The organism is Agrococcus sp. SGAir0287, from assembly GCF_005484985.1.
In the GTDB taxonomy this organism is placed as follows: domain Bacteria; phylum Actinomycetota; class Actinomycetes; order Actinomycetales; family Microbacteriaceae; genus Agrococcus.
This window is the reverse complement of the sequence record NZ_CP027942.1, coordinates 854,025-870,020: the sequence shown is the minus strand read 5'-3', so window position 1 is coordinate 870,020 and position 15,996 is coordinate 854,025. Positions and strand designations below refer to the sequence as shown.

General features: G+C 73.4%; 16 protein-coding genes. 3 read left to right on the top strand and 13 right to left on the bottom strand.

The annotated features are described in order from the left end of the window. Positions 1-37 precede the first annotated feature (37 nt). The 5 genes from C1N71_RS04015 to C1N71_RS03995 all read right to left on the bottom strand — a co-directional run bounded on the left by C1N71_RS04015 (position 38) and on the right by C1N71_RS03995 (position 5,288). Entirely contained in the window at positions 38-1,480 is a 1,443-nt protein-coding gene (locus C1N71_RS04015; RefSeq protein WP_441297166.1) for an NAD(P)/FAD-dependent oxidoreductase, read from the bottom strand. A gap of 70 nt (positions 1,481-1,550) precedes the next feature. Continuing rightward, positions 1,551-2,045, bottom strand: coding sequence for a DUF501 domain-containing protein (locus tag C1N71_RS04010; protein ID WP_137757182.1), 495 nt, complete (start codon positions 2,043-2,045; stop codon positions 1,551-1,553). Between the two features lie 74 nt (positions 2,046-2,119). Next, entirely contained in the window at positions 2,120-2,668 is a 549-nt protein-coding gene (locus tag C1N71_RS04005; protein WP_137755237.1) for an FtsB family cell division protein, read from the bottom strand. 14 nt (positions 2,669-2,682) lie between these two features. Further along, positions 2,683-3,963, bottom strand: a complete 1,281-nt coding sequence (gene eno / locus C1N71_RS04000; RefSeq protein ID WP_137755236.1) for a phosphopyruvate hydratase — start codon at positions 3,961-3,963, stop codon at positions 2,683-2,685. Positions 3,964-4,049: 86 nt separating this feature from the next. Then, on the bottom strand, positions 4,050-5,288 hold the full coding sequence (locus C1N71_RS03995; RefSeq protein ID WP_137755235.1) for a histidine--tRNA ligase: 1,239 nt from the start codon (positions 5,286-5,288) through the stop codon (positions 4,050-4,052). Between the two features lie 72 nt (positions 5,289-5,360). Between C1N71_RS03995 and C1N71_RS03990 the strand changes: the two genes are divergently transcribed. After that, positions 5,361-6,113 carry a Pr6Pr family membrane protein gene (locus C1N71_RS03990; RefSeq protein ID WP_137755234.1) on the top strand — a complete coding sequence of 251 codons (753 nt, stop codon included), beginning with the start codon at positions 5,361-5,363 and terminating at the stop codon, positions 6,111-6,113. Here C1N71_RS03990 and C1N71_RS03985 read toward each other — a convergent pair. Beyond that, the gene (locus C1N71_RS03985) at positions 6,068-6,517 is read right to left on the bottom strand and encodes a GTP-binding protein (RefSeq protein WP_137755233.1); all 450 of its coding nucleotides are present in this window, start codon (positions 6,515-6,517) and stop codon (positions 6,068-6,070) included. The genes C1N71_RS03990 and C1N71_RS03985 overlap by 46 nt on opposite strands. A gap of 59 nt (positions 6,518-6,576) precedes the next feature. Between C1N71_RS03985 and C1N71_RS03980 the strand changes: the two genes are divergently transcribed. Both C1N71_RS03980 and C1N71_RS03975 read left to right on the top strand, forming a co-directional pair. Next, positions 6,577-7,278 (top strand): Pr6Pr family membrane protein, encoded by a 702-nt coding sequence (locus C1N71_RS03980; protein WP_137755232.1) that lies wholly within the window; start codon positions 6,577-6,579, stop codon positions 7,276-7,278. Between the two features lie 135 nt (positions 7,279-7,413). Then, positions 7,414-8,859 carry an HNH endonuclease signature motif containing protein gene (locus tag C1N71_RS03975; protein ID WP_137755231.1) on the top strand — a complete coding sequence of 482 codons (1,446 nt, stop codon included), beginning with the start codon at positions 7,414-7,416 and terminating at the stop codon, positions 8,857-8,859. A 20-nt stretch (positions 8,860-8,879) separates the two neighbouring features. On the opposite strand, the gene C1N71_RS03970 is transcribed toward C1N71_RS03975, so the two are convergent. From C1N71_RS03970 to C1N71_RS03940, 7 genes are all read right to left on the bottom strand, one after another. Continuing rightward, on the bottom strand, positions 8,880-9,257 hold the full coding sequence (locus C1N71_RS03970; RefSeq protein WP_137755230.1) for a hypothetical protein: 378 nt from the start codon (positions 9,255-9,257) through the stop codon (positions 8,880-8,882). A gap of 55 nt (positions 9,258-9,312) precedes the next feature. Next, positions 9,313-9,759 (bottom strand): hypothetical protein, encoded by a 447-nt coding sequence (locus C1N71_RS03965; RefSeq protein ID WP_137755229.1) that lies wholly within the window; start codon positions 9,757-9,759, stop codon positions 9,313-9,315. After that, on the bottom strand, positions 9,756-10,448 hold the full coding sequence (locus tag C1N71_RS03960; protein WP_137755228.1) for a MazG family protein: 693 nt from the start codon (positions 10,446-10,448) through the stop codon (positions 9,756-9,758). Before C1N71_RS03960 ends, C1N71_RS03965 begins: the two co-directional genes overlap by 4 nt. Beyond that, positions 10,448-14,032 carry a transcription-repair coupling factor gene (gene mfd, locus C1N71_RS03955; RefSeq protein ID WP_441297165.1) on the bottom strand — a complete coding sequence of 1,195 codons (3,585 nt, stop codon included), beginning with the start codon at positions 14,030-14,032 and terminating at the stop codon, positions 10,448-10,450. The genes C1N71_RS03960 and mfd overlap by 1 nt, the downstream gene beginning before the upstream one ends. Further along, positions 14,029-14,526, bottom strand: coding sequence for a hypothetical protein (locus C1N71_RS15250; RefSeq protein WP_137755227.1), 498 nt, complete (start codon positions 14,524-14,526; stop codon positions 14,029-14,031). Before C1N71_RS15250 ends, mfd begins: the two co-directional genes overlap by 4 nt. A 69-nt stretch (positions 14,527-14,595) precedes the next feature. Next, positions 14,596-15,171: an aminoacyl-tRNA hydrolase gene (gene pth, locus C1N71_RS03945; protein WP_137755226.1), complete on the bottom strand. Its 576-nt coding sequence runs from the start codon at positions 15,169-15,171 to the stop codon at positions 14,596-14,598. Positions 15,172-15,190: 19 nt separating this feature from the next. Then, a complete protein-coding gene (locus C1N71_RS03940; RefSeq protein WP_137755225.1) occupies positions 15,191-15,844 on the bottom strand; it encodes a 50S ribosomal protein L25/general stress protein Ctc in 654 nt (217 codons plus the stop codon). Positions 15,845-15,996 lie beyond the last annotated feature (152 nt).

Here is a 15,996-nt window from a genome sequence, read left to right as displayed (position 1 = left end):
CCGATCACGGTGCCGACCCTCGTCGTGAGGTCGGGGCTCAGGCCTTCGTCGCTGCCTTCTCGTCGGCTGCCTCGGCGGCCGCCTTCTGCTCCTCGGCCTTCGCCGGCTGCGTGTCGGCGATCGGCGCGGCCTTCGGCGCCTCGACGGCGTCGGACGCGGGCTTCGGCCGCGAGGCGAACTCCTCGAAGACCTCGCGCGGCGTCTCGCGCATCGCGAGCTGCACGTCGTCGCGGCCGAGCACGAAGCCGCCCATCCAGTCGCCGAACACGCGCAGCTTGCGCTCCCACATGGGCATCGCGAGGCCGTGGTAGCCGCGGTGCGCGAGCCAGGCGAGCGGACCGGTGAAGCCGATCTTGCCCTTCTGGAACGCACCCTGGCCGAGGCCGAGGCCCGCGACGGCGCCCTGGTTGGCGTGGATGTACTCGCGGGGAGCCTCGCCGCGCAGGGCTGCGGCGACGTTCTTGGCGAGCAGCTTGCCCTGACGCACGGCGTGCTGCGCGTTGGGCACGCAGAAGCCGCCGGGGCCGGGGGTCTTCGACACGTCGGGCACGGCTGCGACGTCGCCGGCGGTCCAGGCGTTCGCCACGATCTCGTCGCCGTCGACGACCTGGAGCGTCGTCTTCGCCGTGACGCGGCCGCGCTCGTCGAGCGGCAGGCCCGTCTTGCGCACCATCGGGTTCGCCATGACGCCGGCCGTCCAGATGATGAGGTCCGACTCGAACGTCTCGCCGGTGGAGAGCTCGACGATGCCGTCGACGGCCGACTTGAGCTGCGTGTCCAGGTGGACGTGCGCCTCGCGCGCCTCGAGCTGCGCGACGACCTTCTTCGCCGTCTCGAGGCTGACCTCGGGCATGATGCGCCCCATCGCCTCGATGAGGTGGAAGTGGATGTCGTCCATCGTGATCGACGGGTACAGCTCGATGAGGCTCGTCGCGAGCGAGCGCAGCTCGGCGAAGACCTCGATGCCGGCGAAGCCGCCGCCGACGACCACGACGGTCAGCAGGCGCGTGCGCTCGGGGCCCTCGGGCAGCACGGAGGCGCGTGCGAAGTTCGCGATGAGGCGGTCGCGCACGGCGGCGGCCTCCTCGATCGTCTTCATGCCGATCGCGACGTCGGCGACGCCCGGGATCGGGAAGGTGCGCGAGACGGCACCGGCGGTGAGCACGAGCTCGTCGTACTCGAGGTCGAACGGCTCGCCGTCCTCGGGCGAGATCGTCGCGGTCTTCGCCGTGTGGTCGATGGCCGTGACGCGCGCCGTGATGACGGCGGTGCGCTTCAGGTGCTTGCGCAGCGAGACGACGGCGTGGCGGGCCTCGATGCTGCCTGCCGCGACCTCGGGCAGGAAGGGCTGGTACGTCATGTACGGCAGCGGGTCGACGACGGTCACCTCGGCCTCGCCGCGGCCGAGGATCTTCTCCAGGCCGAGCGCGGTGTAGAAGCCGGCGTAGCCACCGCCGACGATGAGGATGCGTGTGGTCACGATGAATGGGCTCTCTGCTCGTGGGAGGGGTGCTTGCGCACCTCCGATGGTACCCCTGCCCGGATGCGGGTCAGGACTCGCCCTCTACCGCATCCGCCTCGGCCGTCGCCCTGGGCCTGCTGCACGTGCAGGTCTCGGGCTGCCACTCGCTGAGCGCGAGCGCTGCGTCGCCGATGGGGTTGACGCCCGGACCTGCTGCGAGCGCGTGGGCGAGCAGCGCGTGGAGGCACTTGACGCGCGTGGGCATGCCGCCGGCGCTGATGCCGTCGATCTCGGGGACCTCGCCGTGCTCGGCCCGCTCGGCGAGGTAGGCCTCGTGCGCGCGCTGGTACGCGGCGGCGACCCCCGGCTCGGCGAGGCGCTCCTGCAGCTCGACCATGACGCCGGCGGCCTCGAGGCGCGACATCGCGATCGTCGCGTCGGGATGCGTGAGGTAGTGGAACGTGGGGAACGGCGTGCCGTTCGCGAGCCGCGGCCTCGTCGCCACGACCGTCGGCGCACCGCAGCCGCACCGTGCCGAGACGCCGACGACGTCGCGCACGGGCCGGCCGAGCTGCGCGGTCATGGTCGCGAGGTCGGCGTCGGTGGCGGGCTCGATCACGTGCGGGGCTCTCCGGTCGGCGTGGATGGATGGCGCGCTCAGCGCGGCTCGAGCGGCGTGCCCGCGGCGAGCTCGTCGGCGTCGGCGTCCGTGAGGCCCGCGAGCACGATCGACGCGATGCCCGTCTGCACCCAGTCGCCCTGCGACTCGACGAGGTCGGTCGTGAAGGTCGGCGCCGCGTCGATGGACTCGGCCGGGCCGCGATCGTCGATCACGACGTACGCCGTCTCGCCCGGGTAGACGTAGAAGAGGCGATCGCGCGCCTGCGCCTCGATGTAGGCGGGGTCGTCCCAGCGCGCGACCTGCTCGCCGAGGTCGTCGACGGCCTGCTGCTGGTCGTCGACCTGCTGCTGCAGGTCGGCGATCGTGCGGCGCTGCTCGAGCAGCAGCCCGATCGAGGGCGCGAGCGCGACGGCGCCGACGACGACGAGGCTCGTCACGACGAGCAGCGTCCACGACAGCCGCAGGCGCCCCACCTGCGCGTCGGACGAGCGGCGCGGCTGCTCGCCGCGGCGCTCGGCGCGCGCCCTCGCCGTGGAGGCGAGGGCGCGGCCGAGGCCGCGGATGCCGCCGGGCCGCTCGTCCATGCGCGTAGCGCCGATCAGCCCTGGAAGCGCGGGAAGGCGGCGGCGCCCGCGTAGACCGCGGCCTCCGCGAGGTCCTCCTCGATGCGCAGGAGCTGGTTGTACTTCGCGACGCGGTCGGAGCGGGCGGGTGCGCCCGTCTTGATCTGGCCGACGTTGAGGGCGACGGCGATGTCGGCGATCGTCGTGTCCTCCGTCTCGCCCGAGCGGTGCGAGAGCACCGACGCGTAGCGCGCGGCCGTCGCGATGCGCACGGCGTCGAACGTCTCGCTGAGCGTGCCGATCTGGTTGACCTTGACGAGCAGCGCGTTGCCGGCGCCCTTCGCGATGCCCTCCGAGAGGCGCTCGGGGTTCGTGACGAACAGGTCGTCGCCCACCAGCTGGACCTTGTCGCCGAGCTGCTCGGTGATCTGCGTCCAGCCCTCCCAGTCGGACTCGTCGAGCGGGTCCTCGATCGTGATGAGCGGGAACGATGCGACGAGGTCGGCGTAGTACTCGGCCATCTCGGCGCTCGTGCGCTCCTTGCCCTCGAAGCGGTAGACGCCGTCCTCGTAGAACTCGCTCGCGGCGACGTCGAGACCGAGCGCGATGTCCGTGCCGGGCGTGAAGCCGGCGCGCTCGATCGCGCGCACGAGCAGCTCGAGCGCCGCGCGGTTCGTGGGCAGGTCGGGGGCGAAGCCGCCCTCGTCGCCGAGGCCGGTCGACAGCCCGTCCTCGTTGAGGATCGCCTTGAGCGTGTGGTACGTCTCCGTGCCCCAGCGCAGCGCCTCGCGGTACGACGGCGCGCCGATCGGCAGGATCATGAACTCCTGGATGTCGACGCCGGTGTCGGCGTGCGCGCCGCCGTTGATGACGTTCATCATCGGCACGGGCAGCACGTGGCCGTTCGGACCGCCGAGGTAGCGGAACAGGGGCAGGGCCGCGGAGTCGGCGGCGGCCTTCGCGACGGCGAGCGAGACGCCGAGGATGGCGTTGGCGCCCAGGCGCGACTTGTTCGGCGTGCCGTCGAGCTCGATGAGCGTCTGGTCGACGATGCGCTGGTCGTCGGCCGCGAGCCCCTCGATCGCGTCGGCGATCTCGCCGTTCACGGCCTCGACCGCCTGCTGCACGCCCTTGCCGAGGTAGCGGCCCTTGTCGCCGTCGCGCAGCTCGTACGCCTCGAACTGGCCGGTGGACGCGCCCGAGGGCACCGCGGCACGACCGACGGCGCCGTCGGACAGCAGCACCTCGACCTCGACGGTCGGATTGCCGCGCGAGTCGAGGATCTCGCGGGCGAGCAGTGCGTCGATGGATGCCACGTGGACTCCTTGCTTGGGGGTGGTCTGTCTCTCTCGCGGACGGCGCGCCAGCCAAGCGCGGTCGTCCGATGCGAGCCTACGGCGTCTCAGTCCGCGGGGCGCAGCGGCTGCAGGTCGAGCTCGGCCGCGACGTCGGCGTCCGCGCGCAGCGCGAGCACGTGCGTCGCGCCCGCTGCGGCGAGCGCGTCGAGCACGCGGGCGACGTTCTTCGTGCGCCGCGCGACGCGCACCCCGCGCCCGGTGGCGACGACGCGGCGCTTGGCGGCGACGACCTGCTCGGGCGGCACGTCGCGGTCGTGGAGGATGCCGACGACCTCCGCGGCCGCATCCGCCGACAGGTCGACGAGGTCGATGAGCCGCTCGAAGCCGAACGAGATGCCCGCGGCCGGCACGTCGGTGCCGAGGAAGCGGCCGACCATGCCGTCGTAGCGCCCGCCGCCGCCGATCGAGTACGGCACGGCCGGGTGGGCGATCTCCATGATGACGCCCGTGTAGTAGCCCATGCCGCGCACGAGCGAGGGGTCGAGCTCGAGCCGCACGCCGAGGTCGCCGGCATCGACGGCGAGCAGCGTGCGCACGGCCTCGGTCGCCTCCTCGGGCAGACGCGACCAGTCGCCGCCCGCCACGGCGTCGATCTGCGCGAGCACCGCGGCGCCGTCGATGCCCGCGGCGTCCAGCTCGGCGGCGACGCCGTCCCTGCCGATCTTGTCGAGCTTGTCGATCGTGATGAGCGCGCCCTCGCGAGCCTCGTCGGCGACGCCGGCGGCCTCGAGCATCGCGTGCAGGATGCGGCGGTCGTTCACGCGCACGAACGCGTCGGCGAGGCCGAGCCGCTGCAGTGCGTCGCCCGTCGCGGCGACGAGCTCGAGCTCGGCCTGGATGCCGGGCTCCCCCACGATGTCGATGTCGCACTGCACGAACTGCCGGTAGCGGCCGGCCTGCGGCCGCTCGGCGCGCCAGACGGGCGCGATCTGGATGGATCGGAACACCGTCGGCAGCTCGGCGCGGTTCGTCGCGTAGTAGCGCGCGAGCGGCACCGTGAGGTCGAAGCGCAGGCCGAGGTCGGCGAGCTCCGCGGGGCTCTCCGCGCTGCGCAGGTCCTCGACCGTGAGGCCGCGCCGCTGGATGCCGAAGGCGAGCTTCTCGTTGTCGCCGCCGAGGCCGGCGTGCAGTCGCTCGGCGAGCTCGACGACCGGCGTCTCGATCTCCTCGAAGCCGTGGTCGGCGAACGCGCCTCGGATGACGTCGGCGACGTGCGCGCGGCGACGCTGCTCGGCGGGCAGCATGTCGCGCATGCCGCGGGGAGGGTTCACCTGGGATGCCACGTGCTCCATCCTCCCGCATCGCGCATCCGCGCCGTGTCGGCGGACGGCCCGCGTCCTTGCCAGGATGGAGCGATGGGCATCCGCCTCCGCCGACCGCTGCTGCGCGACCACGGCGTCGCCTCGCAGCTGCTGCGGCTGGCGATCGTCGGCATGGTCGTGGCCGCCGAGGCGCGCCGAGTGGGCGTGCTGCTCGACCTCGGCGCGTCGCTCGTCGTGCACTTCTCGTACTTCACGACGCAGGCGAGCGTGCTCTCGGGCGTCGTGGCCATCTGGCTCGTGGCGCAGCCGGCGACGCATCGGCCCGCGTGGTTCGACTGGTTGCGGGCGGCGGTGACGACGTGGATCCTGCTCGCGGGCGTCACGTACGTGACGGTGCTCGAGCCCGGCTCGTTCCTGAACCCGGCCGAGCCCTTCCAGAGCCTCGTGCAGCATCAGCTCGTGCCGCTCGCGATGCTCGTCGACTGGGCGCTGACCCCAGGTCGCACGCGCACCCGCCGTCGCCGCGCGTGGACGTGGCTCATCTACCCCGCGGCCTACGCGATCGTCGCCGTGATCGTCGCGCAGCAGATCGGCGCGTGGCTCTATCCGTTCCTCAACCCGGTCGCGGCCGACGGCTGGCTGGGCGTCGCGGTGCAGACGACGGGCGTGCTCGGCATCCTCATGGCGCTCGTCGTGCTCGTCGCGATCCTCGCGCCGCCGGGCTCCGGCCCCGCGCGACGACTGCGGACGCGCGACGCGCGGCCCGGCACGCCGCCGGAGGATCAGGTGGTCGAGGACCGTCAGCCCGCGGAGTCCGGAGCCCACGCGGGCAGCGGATCCGCGTAGCGCGACCACGCCTCGGGACCCGCGGCGAGCTCGATGTCGGGGAGCGCGGTCGCGGCGAGCGTCGCGGCGATCGCGTCGTGGTCGAGGTCGACGCCGATGAGCGCGAGGTCCTGCCCGAGGGCAGGGGGATCGTCGGGATCCGCGTCGAGCGGGTGCATCGCGAACGATCCGGCAGCCTGGTCCCACCATCCGACGCGCCCCGGTCGCGTCGCGAGCCCGACGAAGCCGGCCGAGCGCACGAGGACGCCGTGCCTGCCGCTGCCGAGCGCGTGCAGCGCGGCGAGGAGGCGGGCGGGATGCAGCGGCCGCACGTGCTCGAACCGCATCGCGGAGACGCGCCGATCGGTCATGTGCGGGTCGTGGTCGCCGTTCAGCACGCACGTCCAGCCGGGGTGGTCGTGCACCGCCAGGATCACGACGCGCGTGACGACCGATCGGCTCGGTCGCGTGCCACGATGAGCGCATGACGACGACGCAGGCGTCCCGAGGACTCACCGACCGGTCGACGCTCGTCGTCGCGCTGCGCACCACCGTGCTGCTCGCAGGCATCGCGGCCGAGGCGTGGAACCTCGTCGTCGTGGCGGGCGAGGGCCAGCGGCTCAGCGAGCACCTCGGCTACTTCACGGTGCAGTCGAACGTGCTCGTGCTCGTCGTCGTCGCATGGCTGCTGCTGCGCCCCGAAGGGCGTCCGCGGTGGTTCGATGCGCTGCGCGGCGCGACCACGGCGTACATCGTGCTCACGGGTCTCGTGTGGGCCGTGCTGCTCGCGACCCCCGAGGAGGCGTTCGGCCTCTCGGTCGAGTTCCCGAGCTTCGTGCAGCATCGCCTCATCCCCGTGCTCATGGCCGCGGACTGGCTGCTCGTACCCACGACGAGGCCGCTGCGCGTCGGCAGGTGCGTCGCTGCGTGGATGGCGTACCCGATCGCCTACCTCGTCGTCTCGTGGATCCGCGGCGGCCTCGGCGACGGCTGGATCCCCTACCCGTTCCTCGACCCCGCCGTGCATGGCGGCCTCGGCGGCCTCGTCGTGCCGACCGGCCAGGTGCTGCTCGCCTTCGTCGTCGGCATCGCGCTCGTCGCGACCCTCGGCCGGGTGCGGTGGCGGCCACGACCGGGGGCCGAGCGCCCGGCCCCGCGGATCGGCGCAGGGTCGCGCGCCGACTGATCGTCGCGAGCGCGCCGTCGGCCGGGAGGCCCGCGCATCGCCGATCCGCACGTCGTGCTGCTCCACGACCGGTCGATCATTCGAACGTATGTTCGATTCCGTGGTATCCTTGGAGCCTGCGAAGGCGGTGACGGGATGCGCGATCAGGCTCAGGTCGAGACCTCGGTGGTCGACGCGCTCATCGCCCTCGACATCGCCTTCTCGTCCCTCCCCGACGACGAGCTGCTGGTCGCGGTCGACGAGCTCGCCGCCCGCCGACGGTGCATCGATGCCGCGATCGTGCGCGCCGCCGCCGAGGTCTCGTCGAGGTCCGACCACCGTCCCGCCGACGAGTCGCTCGTGCGCCGCGCGGGCTACGGCTCGACCGCGAGGATGCTGCAGTCGAAGATCGGCGTCCGCTGGTCGGAGGCGAAGCAGCTGTGCGCGGTCGCCGCAGCGACGTCGGCGTCGATGGCGATCTCCGGTGGCACGATCCCCGCCCGATTCCCGGCGGTCTCCGATGCGCTCGCGCAGGGCTGGCTGTCAGTGCCGCAGTCCCACGCGATCACGTCCGGGCTCGACCGCGACGGCGGTCGCGCCGAGGTCGGCGCGGTCGAGGCGGCCGAACGCCTGCTCGTCTCGGCTGGCTGCGGCACGCACGTCGACGACGTCGAGCCCGCCGTTCCCGAGACCCTCTCGCTGCTGGCCCGGCGCTGCCTCGACCACATCGACCCCGACGGCGACGAGCCGCGGTACGAGCAGCAGCTCGCCGACCGCTACCTCCGCATGGGTCGTCGACGCGACGGCATGTGGAAGGGCGAGTTCCTCGCCACCGCCGACCAGGGCGAGGTCATCGCCGCGTGCTTCGACGCAGAGGTGAAGCCGCGTCGCGTCACCTTCGAGGACGCCTGCGGCGGCACCGACGAGCACGCGGTCGACGCCGATCCGGATCCGACCGGGTCCGTCGACGACCGCTCGATGGAGCAGCGACGGCTCGACGCGTTCGTCGCCATCGTCGGCCGCCACGCAGAGAGTCGGGCGCCTCGGATCTGCGGCGAGGCGCCGACGCTCACGATCACCGTCGCCGCCGATGTGCTGCACGGCCGACCGGCAGCGACGCTCGAGGAGCTGCCGACGCTCTCCCGGACCGGGGACGTCGTGCCGGTGTCCATCGCCGCCCGGTACCTCTGCGATGGCTTCGTGCAGACGCTGGTGCAGGACGAGACCGGCCACCCGTTGCAGATGGGTCGTCGACGCCGTCTGTTCACGAAGGCCCAACGACGAGCGATCGTCGCGCGTGACCGCCACTGCCGCGCGCCGGGCTGCACCGCCGCGCCCGGCTGGTGCGAGACCCACCACGTCACCCCGTGGTCCTTCGGCGGCACGACGGACGTCGACAACGGCATCCTGCTCTGCCAGCACCATCACACCGAGGTCCACCGCGGTGCTCTGACGATCCAGCCAGCATCGCCGCCGGCCCCCGGGCCGACCGATGCCGCAAGCCCGCGGCCACCGCGCGCCCCGCGTCGTCGACCGCGACGGTGGCGCATCACCACGGCCTACCCTCGCCGGACCCGGACACGCGCGACGCTGCGCAGGTGACGCGCACCGGTCGAGACAGATCAGCCCTCGGGCGTCGACAGGTCGCGCTGCTGCGCCACCTCGTGCACGGGACGCGCGTCGCGCCGGCGCTCGTCGGCACGCAGCCGCGCGTCGACGCGCAGGCGCGACCAGTACGGCAGCGCGGCGAGGTGCGGATCGGCGCGCGCCGCCGCCCACGGTGCCCCGACGCCCACGACCGCGAGCGCCGCGACGAGGCCCACGCCGACGACGAGGATCGGCTCGGTCGCGACGAGCCAGGCGACCGCCACCGCACCCACCGCGACGATCAGCCACACGACGACGCTCGTCATCCCCGGCGCGATCGTCCTGCCTGCCAGGAGCATCCCGCCGAGCACGATGCCGCCGACGATCGCGAGGACGACCTCGAGCCACAGCATCCTGCGCCCCCTCCCGTCGCCTCCGCCGACCCTAGCGAGCCGACCTGGGCGCCGGTCAGCGGATCGCGAGCGCCCCGAGCAGCAGGCATCCGATCGCCGTCAGATGGAGCACGAGCGGCCGCCACGAGTCGAGGAATCGCGCCACGCGCGTCCTCGGCAGGCCCGCCGTGTCGACGCCCGCCAGGCTCCGCAGCACGAAGACGGGGCGCACCTGCGTGAGCCGGTACGCGCGCTCGCGCGCGGCGAGGTCGTCGGCGGCGACCGACGCCGCGAAGCCGCGCCGGTACCACCAGACGGTGCCGAACGTGAGCACGAGCCACGCGGCGATCCAGAGGATCGGCGGCACGAGCAGCAGCGTGGCGGGCGGCGTGTGCGGCACGCCGAGCGTCACCTGCACGACGATGCCCACGGCGAGGCCGACGAAGAGCACCCCGATGCCGAGCCACCACGCGAACGCGAGATGCGCGCGGATCGTGAGCCACCGCGCCCGCGCCGGCGTCATGCGCCCTCGGCGCGCTCCGTCGCGCGCAGCTCCGTCGCCCGCAGCGCCGCATCCCGCTCGCGCACCGCGAGCCGCAGCGCGCGCTCCGCGTCGAGGCCGTGCGCCGCGGCCTGCTCGACGATCGCGAGCAGCGCCGTGCCCAGCTCCGCCTCCGTCGACGGTGCCGCGGCATCGGGCTCCGGCAGGGCGACGAGGCCGCCCTTGCGGGCGCGCTGCAGCGTCTTCTGCGCGAGCGCGAGCGCCGGCAGACCCGGCGGGATGCCGTCGAGCGCGCTCTGCCGCTGCGACTTCTCGGCGCGCTTGAGCGCATCCCACGACGCGACGACGTCGTCGACGCCCGACACCTGCGCGTCGCCGAAGACGTGCGGATGCCGCGAGCGCATCTTCGCCGCGGTGTCGCGAGCGACGTCGGCGACGTCGAAGCCGTCCTCGACCGCGGCGATGTCGGCGTGGAAGAGCACCTGGTAGAGCACGTCGCCGAGCTCCTCGCGCATCCCGGCGACGTCGCCCGACTCGATGGCGTCGACGAGCTCGTAGCACTCCTCGACGAGGTAGGTCACGAGGCTCTCGTGCGTCTGCTCCGCGTCCCACGGGCAGCCGCCCGGCCTCCGGAGCCGTGCGACGACCGCGACGAGCTCGCCGAACGCCTCGGCCGCATCGGCCTCGTCGTCGCGCGGCGGATCGCCCATCAGCCGTCCGCCCGCTCGACGGGTGCGCCGTCCGCGTCGAGCGCGGCGGGCTCGGCCGGCGTCGGCGGCGGGAAGAGCGCCGTGAGCAGCTGCGAGACCCACGCGATGAGCTCGGCGTCCGGCAGCGGCTGCGTCTGCGTGCCGGCGAGCCGACCGCCGCCCGCCGTGGGCACCGGTACGAGCAGCGAGCGCGCCGACGCGTTGAGCCTCGCGTTCGGGTACATGCGGCGCATGCGCAGCTGCAGCGACTCCGGCAGCTCTGCCGGCCCGACGCGCAGGTTCGGGCCCACGGTGATGACCTCGGACAGGCGCGAGCGCATCGCCTGCCGGCGCAGGCGCGCCATCGCGAGCAGCGTCTCGACCTGCTGCGGCGGGGGTCCGTAGCGATCGCGCAGCTCGTCGGCGACGGTGTCGATCGCGGTGTCCGACGGCGACGAGGCCGCCGCCGAGAGCTTCTGGTACGCCTCGAGCCGCAGGCGCTCGGCGTCGAGGTACGACTCGGGGATGACGGCGTCGACCGGCAGCTCGAGGCGCAGCTCGCGCGGCGCGTCCTCCGCGTCGCCGCGGAAGGTCGACACGGCCTCGCCGACCATCCGCAGGTAGAGGTCGAACCCGACGCCCGCGATGTGGCCCGACTGCTCGCCGCCGAGCAGGTTGCCCGCACCGCGGATCTCGAGGTCCTTCATCGCGACCTGCATGCCCGCGCCGAGCTCGTTGTGCACGGCGATGGTCTCGAGGCGATCGTGCGCCGTCTCCGACAGCGGCGTCTCGGCGTCGTAGAGGAAGTACGCGTACGCGCGCTCGCGGCCGCGCCCGACGCGCCCGCGCAGCTGATGCAGCTGGCTGAGCCCGTAGCGCTCGGCGCGGTCGACGATGAGCGTGTTGGCGTTCGGGATGTCGAGGCCCGTCTCGACGATCGTCGTCGACACGAGCACGTCGAAGCGCCGCTCCCAGAAGTCGACGATGACCTGCTCGAGCTGCTGCTCGTGCATCTTGCCGTGCGCGATCGCGATGCGCGCCTCCGGCACGAGCTCCGACAGCCTGGCGGCCGTGCGGGCGATCGACGAGACCCGGTTGTGCACGAAGAACACCTGGCCCTCGCGCAGCAGCTCGCGGCGGATCGCGGCGGCGACCTGCTGGTCGGAGTACGGGCCGACGAAGGTGAGGATCGGGTGGCGCGCCTCGGGCGCCGTGGCGAGCGTCGACATCTCGCGGATGCCCGTGACCGCCATCTCGAGCGTGCGCGGGATGGGCGTCGCCGACATCGACAGCACGTCGACGTTCGTCTTCAGCTGCTTGAGCGCATCCTTGTGCTCGACGCCGAAGCGCTGCTCCTCGTCGATGATCACGAGACCGAGGTCCTTGAAGCGGACGGCGTCGGTGAGGATGCGGTGCGTGCCGATGACCATGTCGACGGTGCCGTCGAGGAGCCCCTGCCGCGTCTCCTTCGCCTCCGCAGCGGTCTGGAAGCGGCTGAGGGCGGCGACCTGCACGGGGAAGCCCGCGAAGCGCGCCGTGAACGTCTCGTGGTGCTGGCGCACGAGCAGCGTCGTCGGCACGAGCATCGCGACCTGCTTGCCCTCCTGGATCGCCTTGAACGCCGCACGCACCGCGACCTCGGTCTTGCCGAAGCCGACGTCGCCCGAGAGCAGTCGATCCATCGGCACCTCGCGCTCCATGTCGCGCTTGACCTCGTCGATCGTCGTGAGCTGGTCGGGCGTCTCGGCGTAGGGGAACGCGTCCTCGAGCTCGTGCTGCCACGGGGTGTCGGGTCCGAACGCGTGCCCCTTCGACGACATGCGCGCGGCGTAGAGCCGCACGAGCTCGACGGCGATGTCGCGCACCGCCTTGCGCGCCTTCGACTTCGCCGCCTGCCATTCGCTGCCGCCCATGCGCGACAGCTGCGGGCTCTCGCCGCCGACGTAGCGCGAGAGCTGGTCGAGCTGGTCGGTCGGGATCGAGAGTCGATCGCCCGGCTGGCCCCGCTTCGACGGCGCGTACTCGAGCACGAGGTACTCACGCACCGTCTGCGTCGCGTTGCGTCCGCCCGACGAGACGGTGCGCTGGGTCAGCTCGACGAAGCGGCCGATGCCGTGCGTCTCGTGGACGACGAGATCGCCGGGCTTCAGCTGCAGCGGGTCGACGACGGTGCCGCGACGCGTCGCGAGACGCCGCGGCGCCCGCGCGTCGACCCCGACCGCGCGGCCGAAGAGCTCGGCCTCGCTCACGAGGGCGATCCGCCCGTCCTCGACGCGGAAGCCGTGCTCGACGTTCGCCTTCGTCACGTGCACGACGCCAGGCTCGAGCGTCGCGGGCAGCGCGTCCGCCTGACGGGCGGCGACGCCGCGCTCGGCGAGCACCGATGCCGCCCGCTCCCCCGTGCCGTGCCCGGCGGCGGTCACGACGACGCGCCAGCCGTCGCGGGCGAGCGCGGCGACGGCGTCGACGGCCGCCTCCGCGCCCTGACCGATGGGGTTCGGGAGGCTCGGCACCACCTCGGCGGCATCGTCGGAGAGGTCGGTGCCGAACGCCGACAGCGCGTACCAGGGCCCGTCGGCGGCCTCGCGCAGCGCGCCGAGCTCAAGGAAGCCGCCCGAGGCGAGATCGACGGGCACCTGCGCACCCGCGACGGCCGCCGACCAGGCTGCCTCGAGGAACTCGCGGTTCGTGTCGGCGAGGCTCGCGACGCGGTCCCGCACGCGCTCGGGGCCGATGACGGCGACCGCAGCCTCGGGCAGATGGTCCGTGAGCGGCACGAGCCCGGGCAGCAGGAGCGGTGCGAGCGACTCCATGCCCTCGACGACGATGCCGTTCGCGATGCGCTCGAGCATGCCCTCGACGGCGGGCAGCTCGGGCTGCAGCGCGGCGGCGCGCTCGCGCACGTCGTCGGTGAGCAGCAGCTCGCGTGCCGGCGGCAGCTCGATCGCGGGCACGGGCTCGGGGTCCGAGCGCTGGTCGGCGACGCGGAACCAGCGCAGCTGCTCCACCTCGTCGCCGAACAGATCGACTCGGATGGGGTGCTCCTCCGCCGGGCTGAAGACGTCGAGGATGCCGCCGCGCACCGCGAACTCGCCGCGGCGCGTCACCATGTCGACGCGCTGGTAGGCGTGCCCGACGAGCGCGCGAGTGAGGTCCGGGAGGTCGACGCCGCGCTGCCCGGCCTCGAGCACGATCGCGCGCGTCTCGCCGAGGCCGACGGGCGTGGGCTGCAGCGCGGCGCGCGCGGAGGCGACGACGATCGCGGGCGTGCCCGCCGGTCGCGTGCGCACGTCGTGCAGGGCGCGCCACCGCTGGCCCACCGTCTCGGGGCTCGGGCTCAGCCGCTCGTGCGGCAGCGTCTCCCAGGCGGGGAAGCCGACGACGGTCGCGCTCGGCAGCCACGCGCCCAGCTCGGCGACGAGCGCATCCGCCTCGCGCTTCGTCGACGTGACGACGAGCAGCGGACGATCGGTCGATGCGATGGCCGCGAGCAGCGGCGCACGCATGCCCTCGGCGACCGTGAAGGCGCCGCCGACGGCGATGCGGCGACGGGCGTCGGCGAGCGCCGTCTCCTCGAGGACGGCGAGCAGCGGCGCGAGGCTCACTGCGTGTAGATCACGGCGCCCGAGGCGTCGGCGACGGAGAACGAGTACGACAGCGCGTTCGGATCGCCCGGCGGCGGCGCGGCGACGAACACCTGGTTGAGCGCGAGGTCGACGCCCTCGAGGCGCTGCATCTCGACCGGGCTGCCGTACCAGGTCATCGTCGTGACGTTCTCGCCCGCGGGGCCCATGAAGACCACGTACGGCTCGGTGGCGACGTCGCCGAGCACGCAGACCGTGCCGCCGCCGCCCAGGCAGACGCCGAGCGGCTGCGACTCGGACGCGCGCTCGAGGATGACGTCGAGCGCGCCCGTCGTCTCGCTCACGTCGACCCATGCGTGGACGTCGTCGCCGATCGTGCCGCCGAGGCCGTAGCCGTTGGGTCCCGTGGGGCCGCCGCCGTCGTCGCCGCCGACGCACCCCGCGAGCGCCAGGGCGAGTGCCGTCGCGGCGGCACCTGCGGCCATGCCGCGGCGTGCCCGCTGTCGAAGACGCATCCGAACCCCTCCCGGTCGACGTCCCATGCTAGCCGCGGCCGACGAGCGTCGCGGACTGAGCGGATGCGGCTACGGCGAGTGCAGGGCCTGCTGCGCCGCGACGAGGCCGTCGCGCAGCACGTGCTCGACGGCGTCCGCGGCGGTGTCGACCATGAACGGCAGCTCCTGCTGCTCCGTGCCGCCGAAGCGCTTCAGCACGAAGTCGGCGGGGTCCTGCCTGCCGGGCGGGCGGCCGATGCCGACGCGCACCCGGATGAAGTCGGCGCCGCGCGCCGCGATGACGTCGCGCAGGCCGTTGTGGCCGCCCGCGCCGCCGCCGCGCTTGAGGCGCACGGTGCCGAAGGGCAGGTCGAGCTCGTCGTGGATGACGATCGTCTGCTCGATCGGCACCCCGTAGTAGTCCATGAGGGACGCGACGGGACCGCCGGAGCGGTTCATGAAGGTCTCCGGGAACGCGAAGACGACCTTCGGTCCGCCGACGATGCGGCGCTCGCCGACCGACGCGACGGCCTTGCGGTGCCTCGACCGCGTCACGCCCGCGCGAGCGCAGAGCTCGTCGAGCACGTCGACCCCGACGTTGTGGCGGGTGCGCTGGTAGTCGGGCCCGGGGTTCCCGAGCCCGACCACCAGCCACGCGTCGGCCATGCGCGCCGTGGGGTGCGCGCTACTCGTCGTCCGACGACGCCTCGGCGTCCTCGGCGTCGCCCTCGGCGGCCTCGCCGGCCTCGGACTCCTCGCCCTCGGCGTCCTCGTCCTCCAGGACGGGAGCCGGCGGCACGGAGATGCCGACCACGAGCGTCTCGGGGTCGGTGACGAGCTCGGCGCCCTTGGGCAGCGTCACGTCGGAGGCGAGCACCTGCGCGCCATCCTCGAGGTCCTCGACCGAGACGACGATGCTCTCGGGGATGTGCAGGGCCTCGACCTCGACGAGCAGCGTCGCGTTCTCGAGCGTGTGGATGGTGCCGGGGGCCGACTCGCCCTCGACGTGCACGGGCACGTCGACCTGGACCTTCTCGCCGCGGCGCACGACGATGAGGTCGAGGTGCTCGAGGGCGGGGATGCCCTGGAGCACCGGGTTGCGCTGGATGTCCTTCACGAGCGCCAGCTGCGACTCGCCCTCGATCTGCAGGTCGAGGATCGCGTTCGCCTTGCGGACGAGGAGGAAGACGGCGTGGCCGTCGAGCGCGAGGTGGCGCGGCTCGGTGCCGTGGCCGTAGAGGACCGCGGGGACCTTGCCCGAGGCGCGGAGGCGGCGAGCCGCACCCTTGCCGAACTGCGTGCGGATCTCGGTGACGAGCGTGTTGTCGTCGGTGCTCATGGTGATGCTCCCTGTCGTCGGCCCGATGGGGCCGGGTGGTCGTGGGTCCTCGACACGCACGCGGGGGGCAGCCTGTGGCACGCCACCGCGTCGATCACGGGCGCACGTCGCGCCCCTCGCCGAGGTCTCGACCGACGATGCTACCAGGGGCG

What these genes read in the sequence shown, in the direction of transcription:
- C1N71_RS03980 (WP_137755232.1), top strand. Translation starts at nt 6,577, where the DNA reads ATGACGACGACGCAGGCGTCCCGAGGACTCACCGACCGGTCGACGCTC.
- C1N71_RS03940 (WP_137755225.1), bottom strand. Translation starts at nt 15,844, where the DNA reads ATGAGCACCGACGACAACACGCTCGTCACCGAGATCCGCACGCAGTTC.
- C1N71_RS03975 (WP_137755231.1), top strand. Translation starts at nt 7,414, where the DNA reads ATGCGCGATCAGGCTCAGGTCGAGACCTCGGTGGTCGACGCGCTCATC.
- C1N71_RS03965 (WP_137755229.1), bottom strand. Translation starts at nt 9,759, where the DNA reads ATGACGCCGGCGCGGGCGCGGTGGCTCACGATCCGCGCGCATCTCGCG.
- pth (WP_137755226.1), bottom strand. Translation starts at nt 15,171, where the DNA reads ATGGCCGACGCGTGGCTGGTGGTCGGGCTCGGGAACCCCGGGCCCGAC.
- C1N71_RS04005 (WP_137755237.1), bottom strand. Translation starts at nt 2,668, where the DNA reads ATGGACGAGCGGCCCGGCGGCATCCGCGGCCTCGGCCGCGCCCTCGCC.
- C1N71_RS03990 (WP_137755234.1), top strand. Translation starts at nt 5,361, where the DNA reads ATGGGCATCCGCCTCCGCCGACCGCTGCTGCGCGACCACGGCGTCGCC.
- C1N71_RS04010 (WP_137757182.1), bottom strand. Translation starts at nt 2,045, where the DNA reads ATGACCGCGCAGCTCGGCCGGCCCGTGCGCGACGTCGTCGGCGTCTCG.
- C1N71_RS03960 (WP_137755228.1), bottom strand. Translation starts at nt 10,448, where the DNA reads ATGGGCGATCCGCCGCGCGACGACGAGGCCGATGCGGCCGAGGCGTTC.
- C1N71_RS03970 (WP_137755230.1), bottom strand. Translation starts at nt 9,257, where the DNA reads ATGCTGTGGCTCGAGGTCGTCCTCGCGATCGTCGGCGGCATCGTGCTC.
- C1N71_RS15250 (WP_137755227.1), bottom strand. Translation starts at nt 14,526, where the DNA reads ATGCGTCTTCGACAGCGGGCACGCCGCGGCATGGCCGCAGGTGCCGCC.